The 20311-nt window shown below is 55.3% G+C and carries 19 protein-coding genes; 7 read left to right on the top strand and 12 right to left on the bottom strand.

Translation table 11 applies throughout. The annotated features are described in order from the left end of the window. Positions 1 to 62: 62 nt before the first annotated feature. Positions 63 to 305, bottom strand: a complete 243-nt coding sequence (gene cedA, locus JKP81_RS11075; RefSeq protein ID WP_200551774.1) for a cell division activator CedA — start codon at positions 303 to 305, stop codon at positions 63 to 65. A gap of 215 nt (positions 306 to 520) precedes the next feature. On the opposite strand from cedA, the gene katE reads away from it, so the two are divergent. After that, positions 521 to 2776 carry a catalase HPII gene (gene katE / locus JKP81_RS11070; protein WP_200551773.1) on the top strand — a complete coding sequence of 752 codons (2256 nt, stop codon included), beginning with the start codon at positions 521 to 523 and terminating at the stop codon, positions 2774 to 2776. 68 nt (positions 2777 to 2844) lie between these two features. On the opposite strand, the gene osmE is transcribed toward katE, so the two are convergent. Next, entirely contained in the window at positions 2845 to 3183 is a 339-nt protein-coding gene (gene osmE, locus JKP81_RS11065) for an osmotically-inducible lipoprotein OsmE (protein WP_017456537.1), read from the bottom strand. A 253-nt stretch (positions 3184 to 3436) separates the two neighbouring features. On the opposite strand from osmE, the gene nadE reads away from it, so the two are divergent. Together nadE and cho are read left to right on the top strand one after the other, a co-directional pair. Beyond that, positions 3437 to 4267 (top strand): ammonia-dependent NAD(+) synthetase, encoded by an 831-nt coding sequence (gene nadE, locus JKP81_RS11060; protein WP_200551772.1) that lies wholly within the window; start codon positions 3437 to 3439, stop codon positions 4265 to 4267. 82 nt (positions 4268 to 4349) lie between these two features. Beyond that, on the top strand, positions 4350 to 5213 hold the full coding sequence (gene cho, locus JKP81_RS11055) for an excinuclease Cho (protein WP_200551771.1): 864 nt from the start codon (positions 4350 to 4352) through the stop codon (positions 5211 to 5213). Here cho and ves read toward each other — a convergent pair. From ves to JKP81_RS11020, 7 genes are all read right to left on the bottom strand, one after another. Further along, the gene (ves, locus tag JKP81_RS11050; RefSeq protein ID WP_200551770.1) at positions 5210 to 5767 is read right to left on the bottom strand and encodes an environmental stress-induced protein Ves; all 558 of its coding nucleotides are present in this window, start codon (positions 5765 to 5767) and stop codon (positions 5210 to 5212) included. The genes cho and ves overlap by 4 nt on opposite strands. Before the next feature lie 309 nt (positions 5768 to 6076). Beyond that, positions 6077 to 6556 (bottom strand): ATP-independent periplasmic protein-refolding chaperone Spy, encoded by a 480-nt coding sequence (gene spy / locus JKP81_RS11045; protein ID WP_200551769.1) that lies wholly within the window; start codon positions 6554 to 6556, stop codon positions 6077 to 6079. A 314-nt stretch (positions 6557 to 6870) separates the two neighbouring features. Continuing rightward, positions 6871 to 7836, bottom strand: coding sequence for a succinylglutamate desuccinylase (gene astE, locus JKP81_RS11040; RefSeq protein WP_200551768.1), 966 nt, complete (start codon positions 7834 to 7836; stop codon positions 6871 to 6873). A gap of 11 nt (positions 7837 to 7847) precedes the next feature. After that, positions 7848 to 9173: an N-succinylarginine dihydrolase gene (astB, locus tag JKP81_RS11035; RefSeq protein WP_200551767.1), complete on the bottom strand. Its 1326-nt coding sequence runs from the start codon at positions 9171 to 9173 to the stop codon at positions 7848 to 7850. Beyond that, on the bottom strand, positions 9170 to 10648 hold the full coding sequence (astD, locus tag JKP81_RS11030) for a succinylglutamate-semialdehyde dehydrogenase (RefSeq protein ID WP_200551766.1): 1479 nt from the start codon (positions 10646 to 10648) through the stop codon (positions 9170 to 9172). Before astD ends, astB begins: the two co-directional genes overlap by 4 nt. Then, complete coding sequence (astA, locus tag JKP81_RS11025) at positions 10645 to 11694, bottom strand: arginine N-succinyltransferase (protein WP_200551765.1); 1050 nt, start codon at positions 11692 to 11694, stop codon at positions 10645 to 10647. Before astA ends, astD begins: the two co-directional genes overlap by 4 nt. Beyond that, positions 11691 to 12911, bottom strand: a complete 1221-nt coding sequence (locus JKP81_RS11020; RefSeq protein ID WP_065368679.1) for an aspartate aminotransferase family protein — start codon at positions 12909 to 12911, stop codon at positions 11691 to 11693. The genes astA and JKP81_RS11020 overlap by 4 nt, the downstream gene beginning before the upstream one ends. 434 nt (positions 12912 to 13345) lie before the next feature. Here JKP81_RS11020 and xthA point away from each other — a divergent pair, with 434 nt between their 5' ends. Genes xthA through JKP81_RS11005 form a run of 3 tightly spaced genes read left to right on the top strand, consistent with a single transcriptional unit; the run spans position 13346 to position 15435 of the window. Further along, the gene (xthA, locus tag JKP81_RS11015) at positions 13346 to 14152 is read left to right on the top strand and encodes an exodeoxyribonuclease III (protein ID WP_065368680.1); all 807 of its coding nucleotides are present in this window, start codon (positions 13346 to 13348) and stop codon (positions 14150 to 14152) included. 3 nt (positions 14153 to 14155) lie between these two features. Continuing rightward, positions 14156 to 15019 carry a sulfurtransferase gene (locus JKP81_RS11010; protein WP_200551764.1) on the top strand — a complete coding sequence of 288 codons (864 nt, stop codon included), beginning with the start codon at positions 14156 to 14158 and terminating at the stop codon, positions 15017 to 15019. After that, positions 15019 to 15435 (top strand): pyrimidine (deoxy)nucleoside triphosphate diphosphatase, encoded by a 417-nt coding sequence (locus JKP81_RS11005; protein ID WP_305067925.1) that lies wholly within the window; start codon positions 15019 to 15021, stop codon positions 15433 to 15435. Before JKP81_RS11010 ends, JKP81_RS11005 begins: the two co-directional genes overlap by 1 nt. Here JKP81_RS11005 and JKP81_RS11000 read toward each other — a convergent pair. Next, positions 15401 to 15688 carry a YnjH family protein gene (locus tag JKP81_RS11000; protein ID WP_200551763.1) on the bottom strand — a complete coding sequence of 96 codons (288 nt, stop codon included), beginning with the start codon at positions 15686 to 15688 and terminating at the stop codon, positions 15401 to 15403. The genes JKP81_RS11005 and JKP81_RS11000 overlap by 35 nt on opposite strands. A 235-nt stretch (positions 15689 to 15923) precedes the next feature. On the opposite strand from JKP81_RS11000, the gene gdhA reads away from it, so the two are divergent. Further along, entirely contained in the window at positions 15924 to 17267 is a 1344-nt protein-coding gene (gene gdhA / locus JKP81_RS10995; RefSeq protein ID WP_200551762.1) for an NADP-specific glutamate dehydrogenase, read from the top strand. 29 nt (positions 17268 to 17296) lie between these two features. On the opposite strand, the gene JKP81_RS10990 is transcribed toward gdhA, so the two are convergent. Both JKP81_RS10990 and selD read right to left on the bottom strand, forming a co-directional pair. Continuing rightward, positions 17297 to 19252 carry a DNA topoisomerase III gene (locus JKP81_RS10990; protein ID WP_200551761.1) on the bottom strand — a complete coding sequence of 652 codons (1956 nt, stop codon included), beginning with the start codon at positions 19250 to 19252 and terminating at the stop codon, positions 17297 to 17299. Between the two features lie 4 nt (positions 19253 to 19256). After that, positions 19257 to 20300: a selenide, water dikinase SelD gene (gene selD, locus JKP81_RS10985; protein WP_200551760.1), complete on the bottom strand. Its 1044-nt coding sequence runs from the start codon at positions 20298 to 20300 to the stop codon at positions 19257 to 19259. Between the last annotated feature and the right edge of the window lie 11 nt (positions 20301 to 20311).

Below are 20311 nucleotides of genomic sequence, written 5' to 3'. Positions count from 1 at the left end.
TGCCACTCTCTTAGAGGGGCATTGATTGACAAGAAAGCCGCCTGCAATGTCAGGCGGCTTTTTTACTCTTCATCTATCTCACCTTCCTGACGCATTTGCAGCGCCCAGCGCTGAGCGGCTTCCGGTACGCTAAAGATCGGCGAGCGGCGAAACTTTTCCCCCATCAACACAAACGCCACATACTTGCCACGCAGCAACCAGACATCACGATAGCCATCCACTTTTGAGGCGTGATCGGGGGGAGCCGGTTCGACACGCGGGACATAGCTGATAATGGCTCGGTTTTGTTGGCGATAAGATTTCATAAGCAATGCGTTCTACAGACAAATTCTTCAAACATTAAAGACCTATCATAGCCGATTGTGAGCTTGTCCGTCGCGCCTGGAACCACTTTCTCTGATTTTTCATCCCCTTTCTGCCCGCTGATTAACCAGGTTAACGCAGCACGTTGTTCTATAGTTAGAAGGGTTTTAAGGAAACATCGACCATTTTTCAGCAATGAAAACAGGAGACGAGTTCAATGTCGCACAATGAGAAAGACCCTCACCATCACGCCCCGGTTCATGACGCTAACGAATCCCGCCCTGGGCTGGACTCGCTGGCACCTGAAGACAATTCTCACCGCCCTTCCCCGCGCCCGACAGCACCTGGCGAGCAACCGACCGCACCGGGGAGCATGAAAGCGCCGGATACGTCGAATGACAAACTGAACGCACTGGAGCCTTACCGTAAGGGCGGCGAGAATTATCCCCTGACCACTAACCAGGGCGTGCGCATCGCCGATGACCAAAACTCCCTGCGCGCGGGAAAACGCGGCCCAACACTGCTGGAAGACTTTATCCTGCGGGAGAAAATCACCCACTTCGACCATGAACGCATCCCGGAACGTATCGTGCATGCGCGCGGGTCGGCGGCGCATGGCTACTTTCAGCCTTATCGTAGCCTGAGTGATATTACCAAAGCGGATTTTCTCTCAGATGCGGAGAAAATCACCCCGGTATTTGTCCGTTTTTCCACGGTACAGGGCGGCGCGGGTTCAGCGGACACCGTGCGTGACATCCGTGGATTTGCCACCAAGTTCTACACCGAAGAAGGCATTTTTGACCTGGTCGGCAACAATACGCCGGTTTTCTTCATCCAGGATGCGCACAAATTCCCCGATTTTGTCCACGCGGTAAAACCGGAGCCGCACTGGGCGATCCCGCAAGGTCAAAGCGCACATGACACCTTCTGGGACTATGTTTCGTTGCAACCCGAAACCTTACACAACGTAATGTGGGCGATGTCCGATCGCGGCATTCCGCGCAGCTATCGCACAATGGAAGGTTTTGGCATCCACACGTTTCGCCTGATCAACGCCGAAGGCAAAGCCACGTTTGTTCGCTTCCACTGGAAACCGCTGGCAGGCAAAGCATCGCTGGTGTGGGACGAGTCGCAAAAACTGACCGGGCGCGATCCGGACTTCCACCGTCGCGAGTTGTGGGAAGCCATTGAGGCTGGCGATTACCCGGAATATGAACTGGGTTTACAACTGATCCCGGAAGAGGACGAATTCAAATTTGATTTCGACCTGCTGGACCCGACCAAACTTATTCCCGAAGAGCTGGTACCCGTGCAGCGCGTCGGTAAAATGGTGTTAAACCGTAACCCGGACAACTTCTTTGCCGAAAACGAACAGGCCGCGTTCCATCCAGGGCATATCGTTCCCGGTCTGGATTTTACCAACGACCCGCTGCTGCAGGGGCGTTTGTTCTCCTATACCGATACGCAAATCAGCCGACTTGGCGGGCCGAACTTCCATGAAATCCCTATCAACCGCCCAACTTGCCCGTACCATAATTTGCAGCGCGACGGCATGCACCGCATGGAGATTGACACCAATCCCGCTAACTATGAGCCGAACTCCATCAATGATAACTGGCCGCGGGAAACACCGCCCGGCCCGAAACGCGGTGGTTTCGAGACTTACCAGGAGCGCGTCGAAGGGGAAAAAATCCGCGAACGCAGCCCCTCATTTGGTGAGTATTACGCGCATCCGCGCCTGTTCTGGTTAAGCCAGACACCATTTGAACAGCGTCATATTATTGATGCTTTCAGCTTTGAGCTGAGCAAAGTGGTGCGCACGTATATTCGTGAACGCGTGGTGGATCACCTGGCGCACATTGACGTTCATCTGGCGCAAGGTGTGGCGGAAAATCTCGGTATCACCTTGAGCGATGATCAGTTAACTATCGCCCCGCCACCGGAAGTGAATGGATTGAAAAAAGATCCTTCGCTGAGTCTGTATGCCGTCCCGGATGGCAACGTGAAAGGCCGGGTAGTGGCAGTTTTACTGCATGATAAGGTCAGCGCAACGGATGTACTCAACGTATTGCAGGGACTGAAAGCCAAAGGTGTTCATAGCAAACTGCTCTATGCGCGAATGGGGCAAGTGACTGCGGATGATGGCTCCGAATTACCGATTGCCGCCACCTTCGCCGGATCGCCGTCGCTGACGGTAGATGGCGTCATTGTTCCCGGCGGCGATATCAGCGATATCCTGCAAAATGGCGACGCGAAATATTATCTGCTGGAAGCCTATAAACACCTGAAAACTATCGCGCTTGCGGGTGATGCGCGGCAGTTTAAGCGCTTATTGAATGTGGATGATCAGGGAGAGGACGGTATTGTCGAGGCGGATAACGCCACAGCGAATTTTGTCGATGATTTTCTGACGCATCTTGCGGCGCACCGCATCTGGTCGCGCATCAGTAAAATCGATAGCATCCCGGCGTAAGCGTTATGGTAGCCATAAAAAACCGGCCAACTGGCCGGTTTTTTATTTACTCAGGCTGAAAACCGAAATTACTGCTTAGCTTGCGGGTCAGTATCATACTCAGCGCAGGTCTGGTAGCCGGAGTTCATGACATGGCCAGTTTCATCCAGCGCAACGAAATAGGTTTCGGTTTTGCCGTCACGTTGACCCAGGATATAGGTCTGGCAAGTGCCGCGCGCATGGATCATCGTAACTTCAGAAGAAGGACGGCCAGCAACCTGCATAACCTGCTGGCGGCTCATGCCTTTTTTCACATCTTTCACGACCGGCTGAGAAACCTGATCTTTTGCACGATCGTAAGCCGTACAACCTGCCAGCATAGTCAGCACTGCAGCTGCGCCCAGAATTCCTGCGATGTTCTTATTCATATTCCATCCTCTTTGGTATCCGCTTGTGTATCAGCGTGTTATCTAAGCCTGGAATATAAAATTGCATTTTTCAACTAACAGACTGCATTGGCATAACTTTCGGAGAAATCTAATAAAAGTGAGATAAGCTGCTAAAACGTCGTAAATTGCGGCACTCAAATCTGTGATCCTTGTCGTTTTACCGCCAAAGGGTTAATTTGGCCCTATTATCTATTTGCACCCTGCAAAGCAGGACAACACAACGGAGGGGTAAATGACTCTGCAACAAGAGATTATTCAGGCGCTAGGCGTGAAGCCCACAGTCAACGCCGAAGAAGAAGTTCGCCGCAGCGTGGATTTCCTGAAAACCTATCTGAAAACCTATCCTTTTTTGCAAACGCTGGTGCTGGGCATTAGCGGCGGTCAGGATTCCACGCTGGCCGGGAAAATCAGCCAGATGGCAATCAGCGAACTGCGCCAGGAAACGGGCAATCAAGCCTATCAATTTATCGCCGTCCGTCTGCCTTACGGTAAGCAAGCGGATGAACAGGATTGCCAGGATGCCATCGCGTTTATTCAGCCGGATCGCGTTCTTACCGTCAATATCAAAGCCTCGGTGCTGGCAAGCGAGCAAGCGCTGCGTGAAACAGGCATCGAACTAAGCGATTTTGTGCGCGGCAATGAAAAAGCACGCGAACGTATGAAAGCGCAATACAGCATTGCGGGCATGACGAAAGGCGTAGTGGTTGGCACCGACCATGCCGCCGAAGCGGTGACCGGCTTCTTCACCAAATATGGCGATGGCGGCACCGACATCAACCCGCTTTTCCGTCTGAACAAACGCCAGGGTAAACAGTTGCTGGCTTACCTGGGCTGCCCGGAACATCTTTATAAAAAAGCGCCAACGGCCGATCTGGAAGACGATCGTCCTTCGCTGCCGGATGAAGCCGCACTGGGCGTAACTTACGAAAATATCGACGATTATCTGGAAGGGAAAACGCTGGATGCCAGTATCGCGAAAATCATTGAAGGCTGGTATGTGAAAACAGAGCACAAGCGCCGCCCGCCTATTACCGTATTCGACGATTTCTGGAAAAAGAAATAACCCTCAGGCGGCGCAAGCCGCCTCTTTTTTAGCCGCTTACAGACTGCTATACTGGATGGGTAAACAGTATCAGGAGTATTTTGTGGTCAGGCGTCAATCAGCCCCGCGTCTTGAATTCGAAGCGGCGGCAATCTATGAATATCCGGAACATCTTCGTCCGTGGCTGGAAGCAATGCCCAAACAGCCCGGCGTCTATATTTTTCACGGTGAAAGCGAGGCGATGCCGCTCTATATCGGTAAAAGCGTCAATATCCGCAGCCGTGTGTTGTCGCACCTGCGCACACCCGATGAAGCGGCGATGCTGCGTCAGGCGCGGCGTATTACCTGGATTTGCACCGCCGGTGAAATTGGCGCGCTGTTGCTCGAAGCGCGGCTGATTAAAGAACAGCAGCCGCTATTTAATAAGCGTCTGCGCCGTAATCGCCAGCTCTGCTCGCTGTGCCTTAGCGGTGAAAAGCCACAGGTGGTGTATGCCAAAGAGGTAGATTTCTCCTCCTCCCCCGATCTGTATGGTCTGTTTGCCAACCGTCGCGCCGCTTTGCAAGCGCTGCAGTCTATCGCTGATGACGAAAAGCTGTGTTATGGGCTGCTGGGTCTGGAATCGCTAAGCCGCGACCGGGCTTGTTTTCGATCCGCGTTACAGCGCTGTGCCGGGGCATGTTGTGGCAAAGAGACGCGTGAAGCACATGATGAGCGCTTCGCTGCCGCGATGGCGCGTTTGCAACTGGTTTGCTGGCCCTGGCGCGGTCCAATTGGGCTGAAAGAGAGCACAGCGGGAATGACGCAGTATCACATTATTCACAACTGGCTATGGTTAGGCTCAGTTGATGAACCCGCCGCTGCCGCGCAACTGCTGCGTTTACCGGCGGGGTTCGATCATGACGGCTACAAAATCCTCTGCAAGCCGTTGCTTTCCGGGGATTACGAAGTCATCGAACTGGATTAATGGCCGGGCAGCCAGGTGATTTCACTGAACAGTAATTGCCCTTCAGACTTTAGCAACCGCAGAGTTTGCCGCCCTTCCTGCCAGTAGGCGCCCTGATCGGCAGTTAACAATTTATCGCCTAATTGCCATGCTCCGCTCAGGACGAAAATAACGCCGCCGCGTGTACCAACAGTAGTAAAAGTGCGATCGGCGATACGGACTTTCGCCTGGCAGCGATCGCGCCGCGTCATTACGTTAAAATCCAGCGACATGCGCCCGTCGGAAAGCTCGGCTCTGACCGGCTGCTCACCGGCAAAAGTAAAGGGCTGATGATGTTTAAGCGTGTGGCTAAAAGCACCTCCCCCATTCAGCGTCACTTCGCCACCTTCAATCAGGGTTATTACCCGATCCACGCCGGGAAATTGCGGAAAATCACCGTTGCTGGCAAGCGAAGCGATACTGGCTCGCCAGTTAAAATCACGCGTTGCGGGCGGAAAACAGCAAATTTCTCGGGTTTCACCCGCCCCATTACGCCAGAGATTGACCGGCATTTTACGGATATCAAAGAATTCCATCATCACTCCTGAATGGCGCGGTGCTTCACCTGCGCCGCTGCCTCTTCGGGCAGACTGCATCATTGTTATTGTTTACTTTGCCATGTGTGAGTTATCGGCAGCCGACACGATTTGCCTTAGGCTACTATGCAATCAGACATGTAAAAAATCATAAATTTCAGATAAGTAACATCACCGCAAAACGGGATATAACGAGAATACCGCGCCAATGGCGGCTGGCAAGAGGGAAACAAGAAAAAACCGCCGGTTCTGCCCATCACGTAAAACAAGCGATGAGCAAAACCGGCGGTCTTAAGGAGGGTCGCTGAATTATTCAGCAGGTGCAGGAGGCATTTTACCTTCCGGCGCCGGATGTTCTGTCAGACGCTTCTCAAAATTCGCATTGAACTGCTTTTTCTGTTCCGGGGTCAGAATGTTGTAAATCTTGTTCTGCGTCTCCATACGTTTCAGCATACCTTCTTTATGCTGCTGTTCCATTTTGGTGATTTGCGCTTCGGCTTTCGCGCGGTCAAAGCTGTCGCTGGTAATGATGTCATGCATTGCGCGCATCTCTTCAACCGGCGGGCGTTTCATCTCTTCGCGCTGGCTTTTCATGATGTCGCGGACTTGCTGTTTCTGCGCATCGGTCAGATTCAGACCTTTGAACATCATGTCGTGCGGGCCTTTACCTTTGTGGTGCATCATAGGTTGCGCGTCAGCGGGTGCGGCGGTGGTATCCGCAGCATGAGCCAGACCTGCAGCGCCAAAAGCCAGGGTAGAGGCAACAAACAGAGCAGTCAATTTACGCATAATTTTATTCCTTACTTCGGTTTTACTTACGGCGGTTGCCGTGTTGACGCTATTCACTTTACTGGCTTTATCGTCAATTAATCAGAGCGACGGTAAAACAATGAAAGTGTAAATATCATTTTTACGCCAAATATGAAGGAAATAAGGAAAAACCATGAAGAGTGGAAAATTAAATATTCAATAGGCTGATTAGAAAGGGATTATGGAGAATCTTAAATCAACGTGATTTATTAATAAAGCGCTTCAACAGGATAATTCTGCAATTTATTTAAGAAAACTATAAAAATAAGCCCTGCGTTAACAGGGCTGGATGGTTAATTAATTTTTTCAAGCATTAGCCCGGCGCGTAAACCAATGGCCACATTCGGATTGGGAAACAAAACATACTCTTGCTCATGTTGCACCACATACCGCTCGCCGCGATCCTCTGCCAGCAAGATACCCGCGCTAAAGGCGGTAAAATTGAGTGTATCCGCACTCATGAAGAGTTTAAATTCTTCACTGTGGCGGGTCAGTTGCTGTACCACCCGATAGCGCAGCGGCGTGTTTTCCGTGTCTGGCGCAGGCTCACCCGCCAGTAACGCCGCCAGCGCCCACGCCGTACGCTGGAACTGGCTTAAATCGTTTTCACCAAAAGGCAGCGCTTTGCCAAGCTCCAGAGTGCAAGCCAGTGCGTTAAAATGCTCGCAACTGTAATGCGTAAACGTACCGCCTGGCGCCTGATGAAATACCAGCGCTTCCAGCCCGGCAGCACCCAACCACTCCAGAAACAGTTCATCCCATGGTTCTGCCCGCAGCGGCAACACACCAAAGCGCACATGGTGCGAACCGCGGATCGCAGTGTGTAAGTCCAGATGCCAGCGCACTTCATCGCCCGCCGCGAAGAAATGCGTTACCGCCCGTTCAAGCTGGGCGGCGCGCACCGTTTCATCGTTGGGCGGCAGTTGCTGCCAGCGCCCACCAAACATCCGGTTGAGATCGTTATGCACAAATCGCTTGTTTTGCGCCAGCGCCTGCGGGTTTCCAAGGATCACCAGCAGCCGCCAGGTGAGCGGTTGTTCGCCCGAAAAGACATTTTTAAGCAACAAATCCAGCATCTCCACTGGCGCGGTTTCATTACCGTGGATAGCACACGAGATGACCAACGATCGTCCAACGGATTGTTTCGGGATCAGTTCCAGAATCCCTTGTTCGTGCCACAACCAGTGAATACCGCCCGACTCCCCTGACATTTTTCGCGGGATATCGCCCGCAAGCGTTGCAGCAAGAAAGTTATCCATACGGCCTCCGGTTAACGCTGGAAGGGATACACCGATCCCAGATTCAACAACTGCGTTAATCGGTCCAGCGCTTCCCGCCCCTCTCGCAAAAGCTGCGGATCGGCTAAATCCGCTTGCGTCAGCCGATCGCGATAGTACCGATCCACCCAGTCATTGAGGGTGGCAAACAAACTGTCATTCATCATCACCGCCGGGTTAACGGCCCGCAGCTCCGCCTCGGTCAGCACGACACGCAAGCGCAGGCACGCCGGACCACCACCGTTCGCCATGCTTTCACGCAGGTCAAATACTTTAAGCTCACTGATTGGGTTATCCTGCGCCAGCAGCGTGTTCAAATAGCGCCACACACCAGCATGTTCCTGCGACTCCTGCGGCAGCACCAGCATCATGCTGCCATCATCCCGACTCAGCAGTTGGCTATTAAACAGATACGTTGCCACCGCATCGGTAACAGAAACGGCCTGCTGCGGAACTTCAATCGCCATAAACCCCGGTACTTTAGAGTGTAGCTCGGCCAGCACACTAGCCTGGTCGGCAAAAGCCAGTTCGTGACAAAAAAGGACTTGTCGGTTCGAAACGGCAATCACATCGTTATGAAACACGCCCAGGTCGATAACGTCCGGGTTTTGCCGGGCGAAAACCACCTGCTCCGCGCGCACCTGATTGATACGCGCCACCGCCTCGCTGGCTTCACGCGTCTGCCGCGCCGGATAGCGCGCCGGGGCATCGTGGCTTGCGTACTCCCGGCCATAAACGAAGAGTTGCACACCCGCTTCGCCGTAATCACCGCCAAAGCGGTTATGGTTCGCCGCACCTTCATCGCCAAACATCACAACCTGCGGCAGCGCCGGATGGACAGCAAACACCGTTTCATCGCGGAAGATGGCGCGCAGCACCGCTTCTGTGGTCGGGACTTCCATCGCGCGGTGGAATTTATTATTCAGATTGGCAACCGTGAAATGCACTTTGCCATCCAGCGCATCCGCCGACGGGCAGACGGTAGCCGCGTTTGCGACCCACATCGCCGATGCCGAGCTGGCAGCGGAGAGGATCTGCGGCGCTTGTGTGGCAGCTTTTGCTACCACCTGTTCATCGCTGCCGCTGAAACCAAGCTGGCGCAAGACCACGATATTGGGGCGCTCCTGCGGTGGGATCACCGCCTGCGGGAAACCCGCATCGGCGAGCGCTTTCATTTTCAGTAGCCCCTGTTTTGCCGCCAGTTTCGGGTTAGAAACCTGAAAGCGATGTTTGGTCGAGGCCTCATTACCAAAAGATAATCCGGCGTAATGGTGCGTTAGCCCTACCAGGCCATCGAAGTTAACCTCACGTGCTTTCATGGCTGCGCCTCGCGCGAGAAATCAAGCCCCGGGCTGAGCGTCTGCGGTAGCGCCAACGCGGGAGATTCAAGACTCGCCATCGGCCAGGCGCAGTAATCTGCGGCGTACCATGCGCTGGCGCGATGGTTACCCGACGCACCGACACCACCAAACGGCGCGGTACTGGCCGCGCCGGTCAACGGTTTGTTCCAGTTGACTATCCCGGCGCGCGCTTCCAGCAGAAGTTGATCAAATTTTTGCCGATCCGGGGAAATCAACCCGCAGGCCAGCCCGTAGCGCGTGTCGTTCGCCATACGGATTGCCTGATCAAAATCGTCATAGCGCCAGACACACAGCAGCGGGCCAAACACTTCTTCATCTGGCACTTCCGCAACGTCGGTCATCTCGATAATGCCCGGTGTCAGGAGCGAGGTTCCTTCCGCCAACAGCCTCGGTGCCAGAAAGGTTTTACCGCCGCGCGCTTCGTGCGCCTGCCAGGCCTGGTAAACTTGTTGCGCCGCGTGAGGTGAAATCAAACCACCGAAAAAGGGTGCAGGTTCCGCATCCCAGGCCTGCGGTTGCAGCCGCGCGCTCACTTCCACCAGCCGCGTCAGAAAGTCATCGCCCGCTTTAGAACGTTTAACCAGTAAGCGACGTGCGCAGGTGCAGCGCTGCCCGGCGGTAATAAATGCTGACTGGATCGTCAGATGGACAGCGGCATCGGTATCGTCAGGATCTTCAACAATTAGCGGGTTATTGCCACCCATCTCCAGTGCAAGAATTTTTTCTGGCTGCCCGGCAAGCTGGCGGTGAAGTTGATAACCCGTATTGGCGCTGCCGGTAAATAACAATCCGTCCAGCCCCGGTAATGCGCTCAGCACCTGGCCGGTTTCTCGCCCGCCTTGTACCAGATTGAGCACGCCTGCGGGCAAACCTGCTTGCTCCCAGAGTTTGACCACCGCTTCGCCGGTCCACGGCGTGAGTTCGCTGGGTTTAAAAATCAAAGTATTACCCGCGAGTAGCGCCGGGATAATATGCCCATTCGGCAGATGGCCGGGGAAGTTGTACGGTCCGAAAACAGCCAGCACCCCGTGCGGGCGATGGCGCAATGTCGCGGCACCATCAGCCATCTCTGTCTGTTGTTCCCCGGTGCGCGTGTGGTACGCCTTTACCGATATAGCGGCTTTGTTGATCATCGCCGTCACTTCGGTCGCCGCTTCCCAGCGCGGTTTACCGGTTTCACGGGCGATAATTTCTGCCAGCGCCGCTTTGTTGGTCTCCAGCAGCGCCGCGAATTTCTCAACAATGGCCTGGCGCTCCGTAAAAGTCTGCCGCGCCCACTGCGGGAAAGCGTCACGCGCGGCCTGATACGCCAGCGCCACTTGCTCGCTATCGGCATCAAAGCCGTGCCACAGCGCTTCGTGGCTTACCGGGTTGGTTTTGACACGGCGTTCGCCCTGGCCTGTTACCCAGTCACCTTTAATCCATAAACTCATTTTGCTTTCTCCTCGCCACTTTTCTCTTCGGCACACAGGCGCACCAGCCGCACGGTATCCCCCGGCTGGCACTTCAGCGCATCCAGTTCGGCTGCCGTTAATAACAAACGCTCGGTGTTTGGATCCGCGTAAATCAGCATGGCGCGAAATTGCTGGTACTGCTCATTGGAGACCATACACGCGGGCCATTCACCCGGGGCGCGCTGGCCTTCGCCCGCCGTAACCAGGCGGCTTTTGCGAATCGCCCGCACCCTGTCTACATCGCATTCGAGCGTCGGCCCGCCATCAAAAATGTCAACGTAGTTACGGTAGCGAAAGCCCTCTTTTTCCAGCACCGCACGGGCCGGTGCCGTTTGTGGATGCACCTCGCCGATCACCGCTTGCGCCTCTTGTGAAAGGAAGTGGGTATAAATAGGGTGCTTGGGCATCAGCTCCGCGATAAAGGCTTTTTGCCCGGTGCCGCACAGGTAATCCGCCCGGCTGAACTCCATCGAAAAGAAACGCTTGCCCAGACTCTCCCAGAACGGCGAATAACCGTGCTCGTCAATCACGCCGCGCATCTCGGCCACTACTTTCTCATTGAAGCGCTCGCGGAATGCCGCCATAAACAGAAAGCGGGATTTCGACAACAGATAACCGTTGCCCTCTTTGCGCCAGGCGGGATCGAGAAACAGTGTGCAGAGTTCGCTGCTGCCGGTGTGATCGTTACTGAGAAACAGCGTTGGCAGCGCGTTATAGACATTCAACTCTTTCGAGGCATGCACCTGTGTCCCGACCCGGTAGTTATACCAGGGATCGTTCAAACCCACCGCGACTTCAATGGCGCAAATCCCCGCCACCTCGCCGCTTTGCGTCTCTTCCAGCACAAAAACATACCCCTGCTCACCCTTCGGCAACTCGCCTTGCCAGGTAAGGCGTGAACGCTCAATACGCGCAGCAAGCGTTGCTTCATCAACCGGCAACGACGTCAGGCCGCCACCGGTTTTCCCGGCCAGCCGCATCAACGCCGGTAAATCGCCTTCGGCGACAGGACGGATCACCATCATGATGCGCTCTCCGCAATGAATTTTTCACAGGCGCGGGCAACGCGCGCAAGTCCGTCGCGGATCTCCTCTTCGCTGATATTCAACGCCGGAGCAAAGCGCAGCACATTGCCACCGGCAATCAGCACCATTGCGCCTTCCGCCGCCGCCAGTTGTGAAAGTTGTTTTGCTTTTCCTGCATACTCAGGAGCCAGTTGACAACCGATCAGCAACCCTAAGCCACGGATTTCACTGAACAGGTGATAACGGTCATTGATTGCCGAAAGCTGCTCCGTAAACCATTGATGGCGCTGCTTAACGCCAGTCAGGGTTTCGCGTGTGTTGACGATATCGAGCAACGCACCGGCCACCGCACCAGCCAGCGGGTTACCGCCGTAAGTCGTACCGTGGGTGCCGACATTCATCACTTTGCCAAACTGTTCGGTGGTCAGCATCGCGCCAATCGGGAAACCGCCGCCCAACGCTTTTGCCGTGGTTAGCGCATCCGGCGTCACGCCGTAATGCATATAGGCATACAGCTCGCCAGTGCGGCCAACGCCGGTTTGCACTTCATCAAAAATCAGCAGCGCGTTATGGCGGGTACACAGTTCGCGCAACCCTTGCAAAAACGCCTGGCTGGCAGGCACCACGCCGCCTTCACCCTGCATCGGCTCGACAATGACAGCGCAGGTGTCGTCATTAATTAATGCGCTGGCAGAGGCAAGATCGTTGAACTGCGCATGCTGGATTTGCGGCGGCAACGGCGCAAAATCTTGCGAATAAGCCGGTTGCCCGCCCGCGCTGACGGTAAATAAGGTGCGTCCATGGAACGCATTCTTGAAGGCAACAATGCCGCTTTTTTGCGGGCCGAATGTATCGTGGGCATATTTGCGCGCCAGCTTCAGCGCCGCTTCATTTGCCTCGGCACCGGAGTTACAAAAGAAGGCGCGATCGGCAAAGGTCGCGTCCAGCAGGCGTTTCGCCAGTTTCAGCACCGGCTCGTTGGTGTAACCGTTACCGGTATGCCAGAACTTCGCCGCCTGTTCGCTGAGCGCTTTACACAGCGCGGGATGCGCATGCCCCAGCGCATTCACCGCAATCCCACCAGCAAAGTCGACATACTCGTTACCCTGTTGATCCCACAGGCGGGAACCTTCACCGCGTACCGGAATAAAAGGCGCAGGCGCGTAGACAGGCAACATCCATTGATCAAAATTTTCACGCGTAATTGACAGAGACATAGCGACCTCATCCGGTAAATAAATAGTTGATAAAATGTTAACGAATATGAACGTTTTCGCTGTAAATGTAGATTGCACGGTTCGTGCCAGCCAGCGATAAAAATGCATAAACGGCTTACAGCAACGTAATTTCAACAACTTAAAACCTGTCGCCATTCACTTTATTTGCATAAAAAGTGAATAAATTGAGATCCAATTGCGGTGGAGAGCGAGTAAAGTCGCCTGTTTATGCAATTAGAAATTTTAATTATAGAACTGTGATCATCAGCGAAATTAATTTACATCCTGCGCCCTGTTTTAGTGCGCTTCGCCCTAAATAAGGGCGCGTATTGCGCCAATGCGCATCGGTGGCGGCAATATCAATAAGTGGCGGTGGTTAAATGTAAATTCTGCTAACATCTCTGCATCTTTCACTCTGCTAAATGGCTGCGACTATGAAATTCGTCTCTTTTAATATCAATGGCCTGCGCGCCCGCCCTCACCAGCTTGAAGCGCTGGTTGAGCAACATCAGCCGGACGTCATCGGCCTGCAGGAGACCAAAGTCCACGACGATATGTTTCCGCTCGAAGATGTCGCACGGCTGGGTTACAACGTTTTTTATCACGGACAGAAAGGCCACTACGGCGTGGCGTTGCTGACCAAAGAGACGCCGATTTCCGTGCGCCGCGGCTGGCCGAACGACGGCGAAGAAGCGCAGCGCCGCATTATCATGGCGGAGATCCCCTCGCCTATCGGCGATATCACGGTGATTAACGGTTATTTCCCGCAGGGCGAGAGCCGCGACCACCCGCTGAAATTCCCGGCGAAAGAGAAGTTCTACCAGGATTTGCAAACCTATCTCGATACAGAACTCGATAAAACAAAACCGGTGTTGATCATGGGTGATATGAACATCAGCCCGACAGATCTTGATATCGGTATTGGTGAAGAGAACCGCAAACGCTGGCTGCGCACCGGCAAATGCTCTTTCCTGCCGGAAGAGCGCGAATGGATGGAGCGCCTGAAAGGCTGGGGGCTGGTGGATACCTTCCGCGAAGCTAACCCGGAAACGCAGGATCGCTTCTCGTGGTTTGATTACCGCTCAAAAGGTTTCGATGATAACCGCGGACTGCGTATCGATCTGCTGCTGGCGAGCCAACCGCTGGCAGAGCGCTGTATTGAAACCGGTATTGATTACGACATTCGCAGCATGGAAAAACCGTCCGACCACGCACCGGTGTGGGCCAAATTTAAGGTCTGACGGATGACGCCCGCGCCTTCTCCGTGGGTTTGTGCAACCTGGCTGGCGGATATGCTGCAACACCGCCCGGTCAAGGCTACCCCGGAGGGCGAATGGCGGCTGCTGGAGGTGGGATGTGACGCTGAACACCTCTATCGCGCCGGGCATATTCCCGGCGCGGATTATATCGACACCCGCGAAGTAGAAAGCCTGCCGCTGTGGAATGTGCTCAAGCCAGAACAATTACGCCCGGTTCTGCTAAATCATGGCCTGCGAGCTGATAGTACCGTCATCCTTTACGGCCGCGGCAATTATGCGGCGGAACGGATGGCACATATTTTGTTATATGCCGGGATCAGGGATGTTCGCTTACTGGATGGCGGCTGGCAGAGCTGGCTGTGCGCCGGTTTAGCCTGGCAAACCGGTGCAGCGGCGGGCATAACCCCGTCATCGGATTTCGGCGTGAGTGTCCCGGCACAACCTCAGCTACTGCTCACTATGGCGCAAACCCAAAAGCGTTTAGCGCAGCCCGGTACGTTGCTGGTCAGTATCCGCAGTTGGCCTGAGTTTAGCGGTCAGACAAGCGGCTACGACTATATCGCCGCTGTCGGCGATATTCCCGGCGCCAACTGGGGGCAGGCAGCAGGCGACAGCCAATTGATTACCAACTTTCACAATGCAGACGGCACGGTGCGCAACCCGTCAGAGATCGCCGCACTCTGGCAACAACAGCACATCACTGGCGATAACCCGGTGATTTTTTATTGCGGTACCGGCTGGCGCGCCTCGTTTGCCTTTTTTATTGCCCGCGCGCTCGGCTGGGCAGATATCGCCGTGTATGATGGCGGCTGGTTCGAATGGAGCCAGCATACTCACGGAACGCAGTAATGACCCTTCTGAAAACTCTGGATGTCGTGGCCGCCATCATTGAGCGCGACGGCAAAATTTTACTGGCGCAGCGCCCCGACCATGCCGATCAGGCCGGTCTGTGGGAATTTGCCGGTGGCAAGGTTGAAGCCGGGGAAACACAGCCGCAGGCGCTAACGCGCGAGTTGCGGGAAGAGTTGGGTATTGACGCCGAGCCTGCGCGCTATGTTGCCAGCCATCAGCGGGAGATTTCCGGGCGGCTGATTCATTTGCACGCCTGGCATGTGGAGAATTTTCGCGGTGAACCGGTACGCCACTATCACCGGGCGTTGTTGTGGTGCTTACCCGCCGAAGCGCTAACACTGCCGCTGGCTCCGGCGGATATTCCGCTGCTGGAAGCGTTTATGGCTTCACGCGCCGCCACACCAGCGGGTTAGTGGAAATGGCTTTCTCATCGCGCTGGCATTGTAATAACACACCCTCAGTTTTGATAACCGCCCCTTCGCTGTAGTTTTGATTACCGTACACGCAGCATTGCATGCAGGGCTGCGTGGTCTGCGTTTGTCCACCGGAGCTGAACACTTCCGGCGGTACATTCACCTCAATCCCCGGCGACGGTAAACGTTCCGCCAGCGCGCTGGTTGACGCAGCGACCAGTAACGCTGCTGCTATCCACTTAATTCGGGTCATAATTTGTCCTTTCTGATTGACGCCACTCATTACTATAACGGATCTCTGCGTCAGGACTTTAATTTCGCCGATCATCGTTTTTAGTTATGACATGTTGCCAATTATTAATTTGCCTGGTGTGCGGATTTTTCCCTTGCAGCATGCAACCTTGCGAATGTTATAGTCCAAAAGTGCCTGCTTTTTGCGCACCACCATCACAACAAATTCACCACAACAATAAGAGACACTTATATCTATGGATCAGACGCACTCTCTTGCATCATTTCTCCAGTATGTTGAACAGCGCGACCCGCACCAGCCGGAGTTCTCCCAGGCCGTTCGTGAAGTGATGTCCACCCTCTGGCCCTTCCTTGAAGCTCACCCGCGTTACTGCCAGATGTCGTTACTTGAACGCCTTGTTGAACCGGAGCGCGTGATTCAGTTTCGCGTCGCCTGGGTTGATGACCGTAATCAGGTACAGGTTAACCGCGCCTGGCGCGTACAGTTCAGTTCGGCCATTGGCCCCTACAAAGGTGGCATGCGTTTTCACCCGTCGGTGAATTTGTCGATCCTCAAATTCCTCGGCTTCGAACAAACGTTCAAAAATGCGCTCACTACCCTGCCGATGGGCGGTGGCAAAGGCGGCAGTGATTTCGATCCGAAAGGCAAAAGCGATGGCGAAGTGATGCGCTTCTGCCAGGCGCTGATAAGCGAACTGTATCGTCATCTTGGCGCGGATACCGATGTGCCCGCCGGGGATATTGGCGTCGGCGCACGCGAAGTCGGTTTTATGGCCGGGATGATGAAAAAGCTCTCCAACAATACCGCTTGTGTGTTTACCGGCAAGGGACTGTCGTTTGGCGGCAGTCTGATCCGCCCGGAGGCGACTGGTTACGGCCTGGTCTATTTCACCGAAGCGATGCTCAAGCGTCACGGTCTTAGCTTTGAAGGGATGCGCGTCGCGGTTTCCGGCTCCGGCAACGTGGCGCAATACGCGATTGAAAAAGCGATGGCCTTCGGTGCACGGGTGATCACCGCGTCGGACTCTGCCGGTACCGTGGTGGATGAAGCCGGGTTTAACCACGAAAAACTCGCCCGCCTGTGCGAAATCAAAGCCAGCCGCGACGGCCGTATCGCAGATTACGCGCGGGAATTTGGTCTGACATACCTCGAAGGCAAGCAGCCATGGTCAGTGCCGGTTGACATCGCGCTGCCGTGCGCCACGCAAAATGAGCTGGATACCGACGCGGCGCGCGCGTTGATTGCCAATGGCGTAAAAGCGGTGGCGGAAGGCGCAAATATGCCCACCACCATTGATGCCACCGAACTGTTCCTCGAAGCGGGCGTGCTGTTCGCGCCGGGGAAAGCGGCGAATGCAGGCGGGGTTGCCACCTCCGGTCTGGAGATGGCGCAGAATGCCGCGCGTATGGGCTGGAAAGCGGAAAAAGTGGATGCGCGTCTGCACCACATCATGCTGGATATTCACCAGGCTTGCGTTGAGTACGGCGGCGAAGGCAAACAGACGCACTATGTGCGCGGTGCCAACATTGCGGGCTTCGTGAAAGTCGCCGACGCGATGCTGGCGCAGGGCGTAATTTGATGTGCAGGCCGGGTAACAGCGAAAACGCGTTATCCGGCCGGAGACGCCGCGTCACCGCCCGCCTCTGCTGATGGCGGGCGTTTTTTACCCCGTCCCTTGGCAAACGATTTTTTCTTCTCGCCGCCCGGTGCCACCAGCCCACGGAACTGACGCACCGGCGTGTTGCGCGCCTGGTGAATCAGTTCGTGCAGCGTACCGACCAGCGGCTGCATAAAGTCCTGATAACGGCACTCTTTCTCACTGATTTGCGTCAGCACCGACTCCCAGTGCGCGGTCATATCGGGGCGCGCCGCCATCTCCGGCAACGAGTGGATCAACGCCCGGCCCGGTTCGGTCGAGTGGATGTAGCGCCCTTTCTTCACCAGAAAACTGCGCTTAAACAGCAGTTCGATAATCCCGGCGCGCGTTGCCTCGGTGCCCAGACCATCGGTGGCACGCAGAATTTTCTTTAGATCTTTATCCTGCACGAACCGCGCAATCCCGGTCATTGCCGACAGCAATGTTGCATCGGTAAAGTGGCGCGGCGGCTGGGTCTGACGCGCGACTACTTCGCCTTTTTCGCACAGCAATTCGTCGCCTTTTGCCACCACCGGCAGCGGTGTGCCGTCGTTCTCTTCATCGCGCTCTTTCGAACCAAGCAGCGTGCGCCATCCGGCCTCCGCCAGAAAACGCGCTTTGGCGATAAACTTGCCGTTGGCGATATCAAGATCGATCTGGCATTTGCGGAACACCGCATCCGGACAAAACTGCATCAAATACTGGCGAGCGATCAGGTTATAAACATTGGCTTCGTTATCGCTGAGATTGACCTTCGAGGCGCGGGCCGTCGGGATAATCGCATGGTGCGCATCGACTTTTTTATCGTCCCAGCAGCGGTTGCGCGTGTCCGGGTTCACCACCGGCTGCGGCAACAGATCCGGAGCATGCGCGCCAATCGCATTCATCACCGCGTGTCGCCCGGCGAAGTGCTCTTCCGGTAAATAGCGGCAATCAGAACGCGGATAGGTGATCAGCTTGTGGGTTTCGTAGAGTTTCTGGCAAATATCGAGCACGTTCTGCGCACTGAGACCATAACGTTTTGCCGCTTCAATTTGCAGTGCGGAAAGCGAAAATGGCAGCGGCGCGAGTTCTGATTCCCGTTTATCGTTATAGGCCGTTACCAGCGCCGGTTGGCCGCTAATGCGGTTCACAACATGCTCCGCCAGCGGGCGATGCAACAGGCGCCCTTCATCGTCCTGATAAGGCTCACACGCTTCGCTCGGCTGCCACAGGGCAGTAAAGCGCTCCCCGGCAGGCGTGACGATATGCGCTTTCACCTCGAAGAAATCTTTTGCCACGAAGTTCTCAATCTCTTCGTCGCGACGCACCACCAGCCCCAGCACCGGCGTCTGCACGCGCCCCACGGAGAGCACGCCCTGATAACCGGCGTTGCGCCCCAGCAGCGTATACGCGCGGGTCATATTAATGCCATAGAGCCAGTCGGCACGGGCACGGGCCAGCGCCGACACGCACAACGGAATAAATTCGCTATTTGCCCGCAGGCGCTCAATCGCCCGCTCCACCGCCTGCGGATTGAGATCGTTAATCAGGCAACGCTGCACCTGCTGGCGTTTTTCGGCTGGCAGTTGCAGGTAATCAATCACTTCATCAACCAGTAACTGCCCTTCACGATCCGGGTCACCGGCATGCACCACCTGTTCGGCATCGGCGAGCAGGCGTTTAATGACATTGATTTGCTTCAGCACCGACGGGCGCGGCTGCAACTGCCACTTATCCGGCACGATCGGAAGATCGGCCAGGTTCCAGCGCGCATAGCGGCTGTCATAGGCATCCGGCTGAGCCTGCTCAAGCAGGTGACCAATGCACCAGGTCACCACCTGACCATTACCGCACTCAATATAGCCGTCGCCTTTGCGATGCGGCTTCGGCAGCACATCGGCAATGGCACGCGCCAGACTGGGCTTTTCGGCAATAAATAACCGCATAGGATTAACGGATCTCAATCATCGGGCGACCGCCGCGCGCACCAACCAGCTCACCAATCGCGCTCAGTTGAATTCCATATTCCGCAGCCGTGGCTTTGACTTCCTCTTCCGAACCCGGTGCCACCGCCAGCAGCAAGCCGCCGGACGTTTGCGGATCGCACAGCAAATCGCGCACCGCCGTCGGCATCTCGCCCATCAGGTGACCATAGCTGGCGAAGTTACGCTGGGTACCGCCCGGCACGGCGCCCTGGGCGATGTACTCTTCCACACATGGTAATTTCGGCACATCCTGATACCAGACCTGCGCCTGCACGCCAGCGCCCTGACACATTTCGCTCAGGTGACCGAGCAGGCCAAAGCCAGTGACATCTGTCATCGCTTTTACGCCATCGATCCCGGCAAAAGCGGCACCAGCAAGGTTCATGCGACACATCACTTCCGTTGCCAGACCAATGTGTTCCGGTTTAAGCAGCGATTTTTTCTCCGCCGTGGTTAATACGCCAATACCCAGCGGCTTGGTAAGGAACAGTTTGCAGCCCGCCTGGGCGGTGCTGTTTTTCTTCACGCGTTCGGTTGGCACCACACCGGTTACGGCAAGGCCAAAAATCGGCTCCGGCGCGTCGATTGAGTGCCCGCCCGCCAGCGCAATCCCAGCCTGCTGGCAGGCAAAACGCCCACCGTCGATCACCTCACGCGCGATTTCCGGTGCCAGTTTGTCGAGTGGCCAGCCCAGAATGGCAATCGCCATAATCGGTTTGCCGCCCATCGCGAAAACATCGCTAATGGCGTTGGTCGCGGCAATGCGGCCAAAATCGAAGGGGTTATCGACAATCGGCATAAAGAAGTCGGTGGTGCTGATAATGCAAGTGCCGTTACCCAAATCGTAAACGGCGGCGTCATCACGCGTTTCGTTGCCGACAAGCAGGTTCGGGTCGAGAAACTTCGCCTGTTCGCTATGCAGAATGGTATCCAGCACTTTGGGGGAAATTTTACAACCGCAACCGGCTCCGTGGCTGTATTGCGTTAAACGAATGGCTTGCTCGCTCATGGACATCTCCT

The organism is Kosakonia sp. LAM2021, from assembly GCF_016620385.1.
Lineage (GTDB): Bacteria > Pseudomonadota > Gammaproteobacteria > Enterobacterales > Enterobacteriaceae > Kosakonia > Kosakonia sacchari.
Note: the sequence above shows the minus strand (reverse complement) of the source record. Positions and strands in the feature narration are given on the sequence as shown.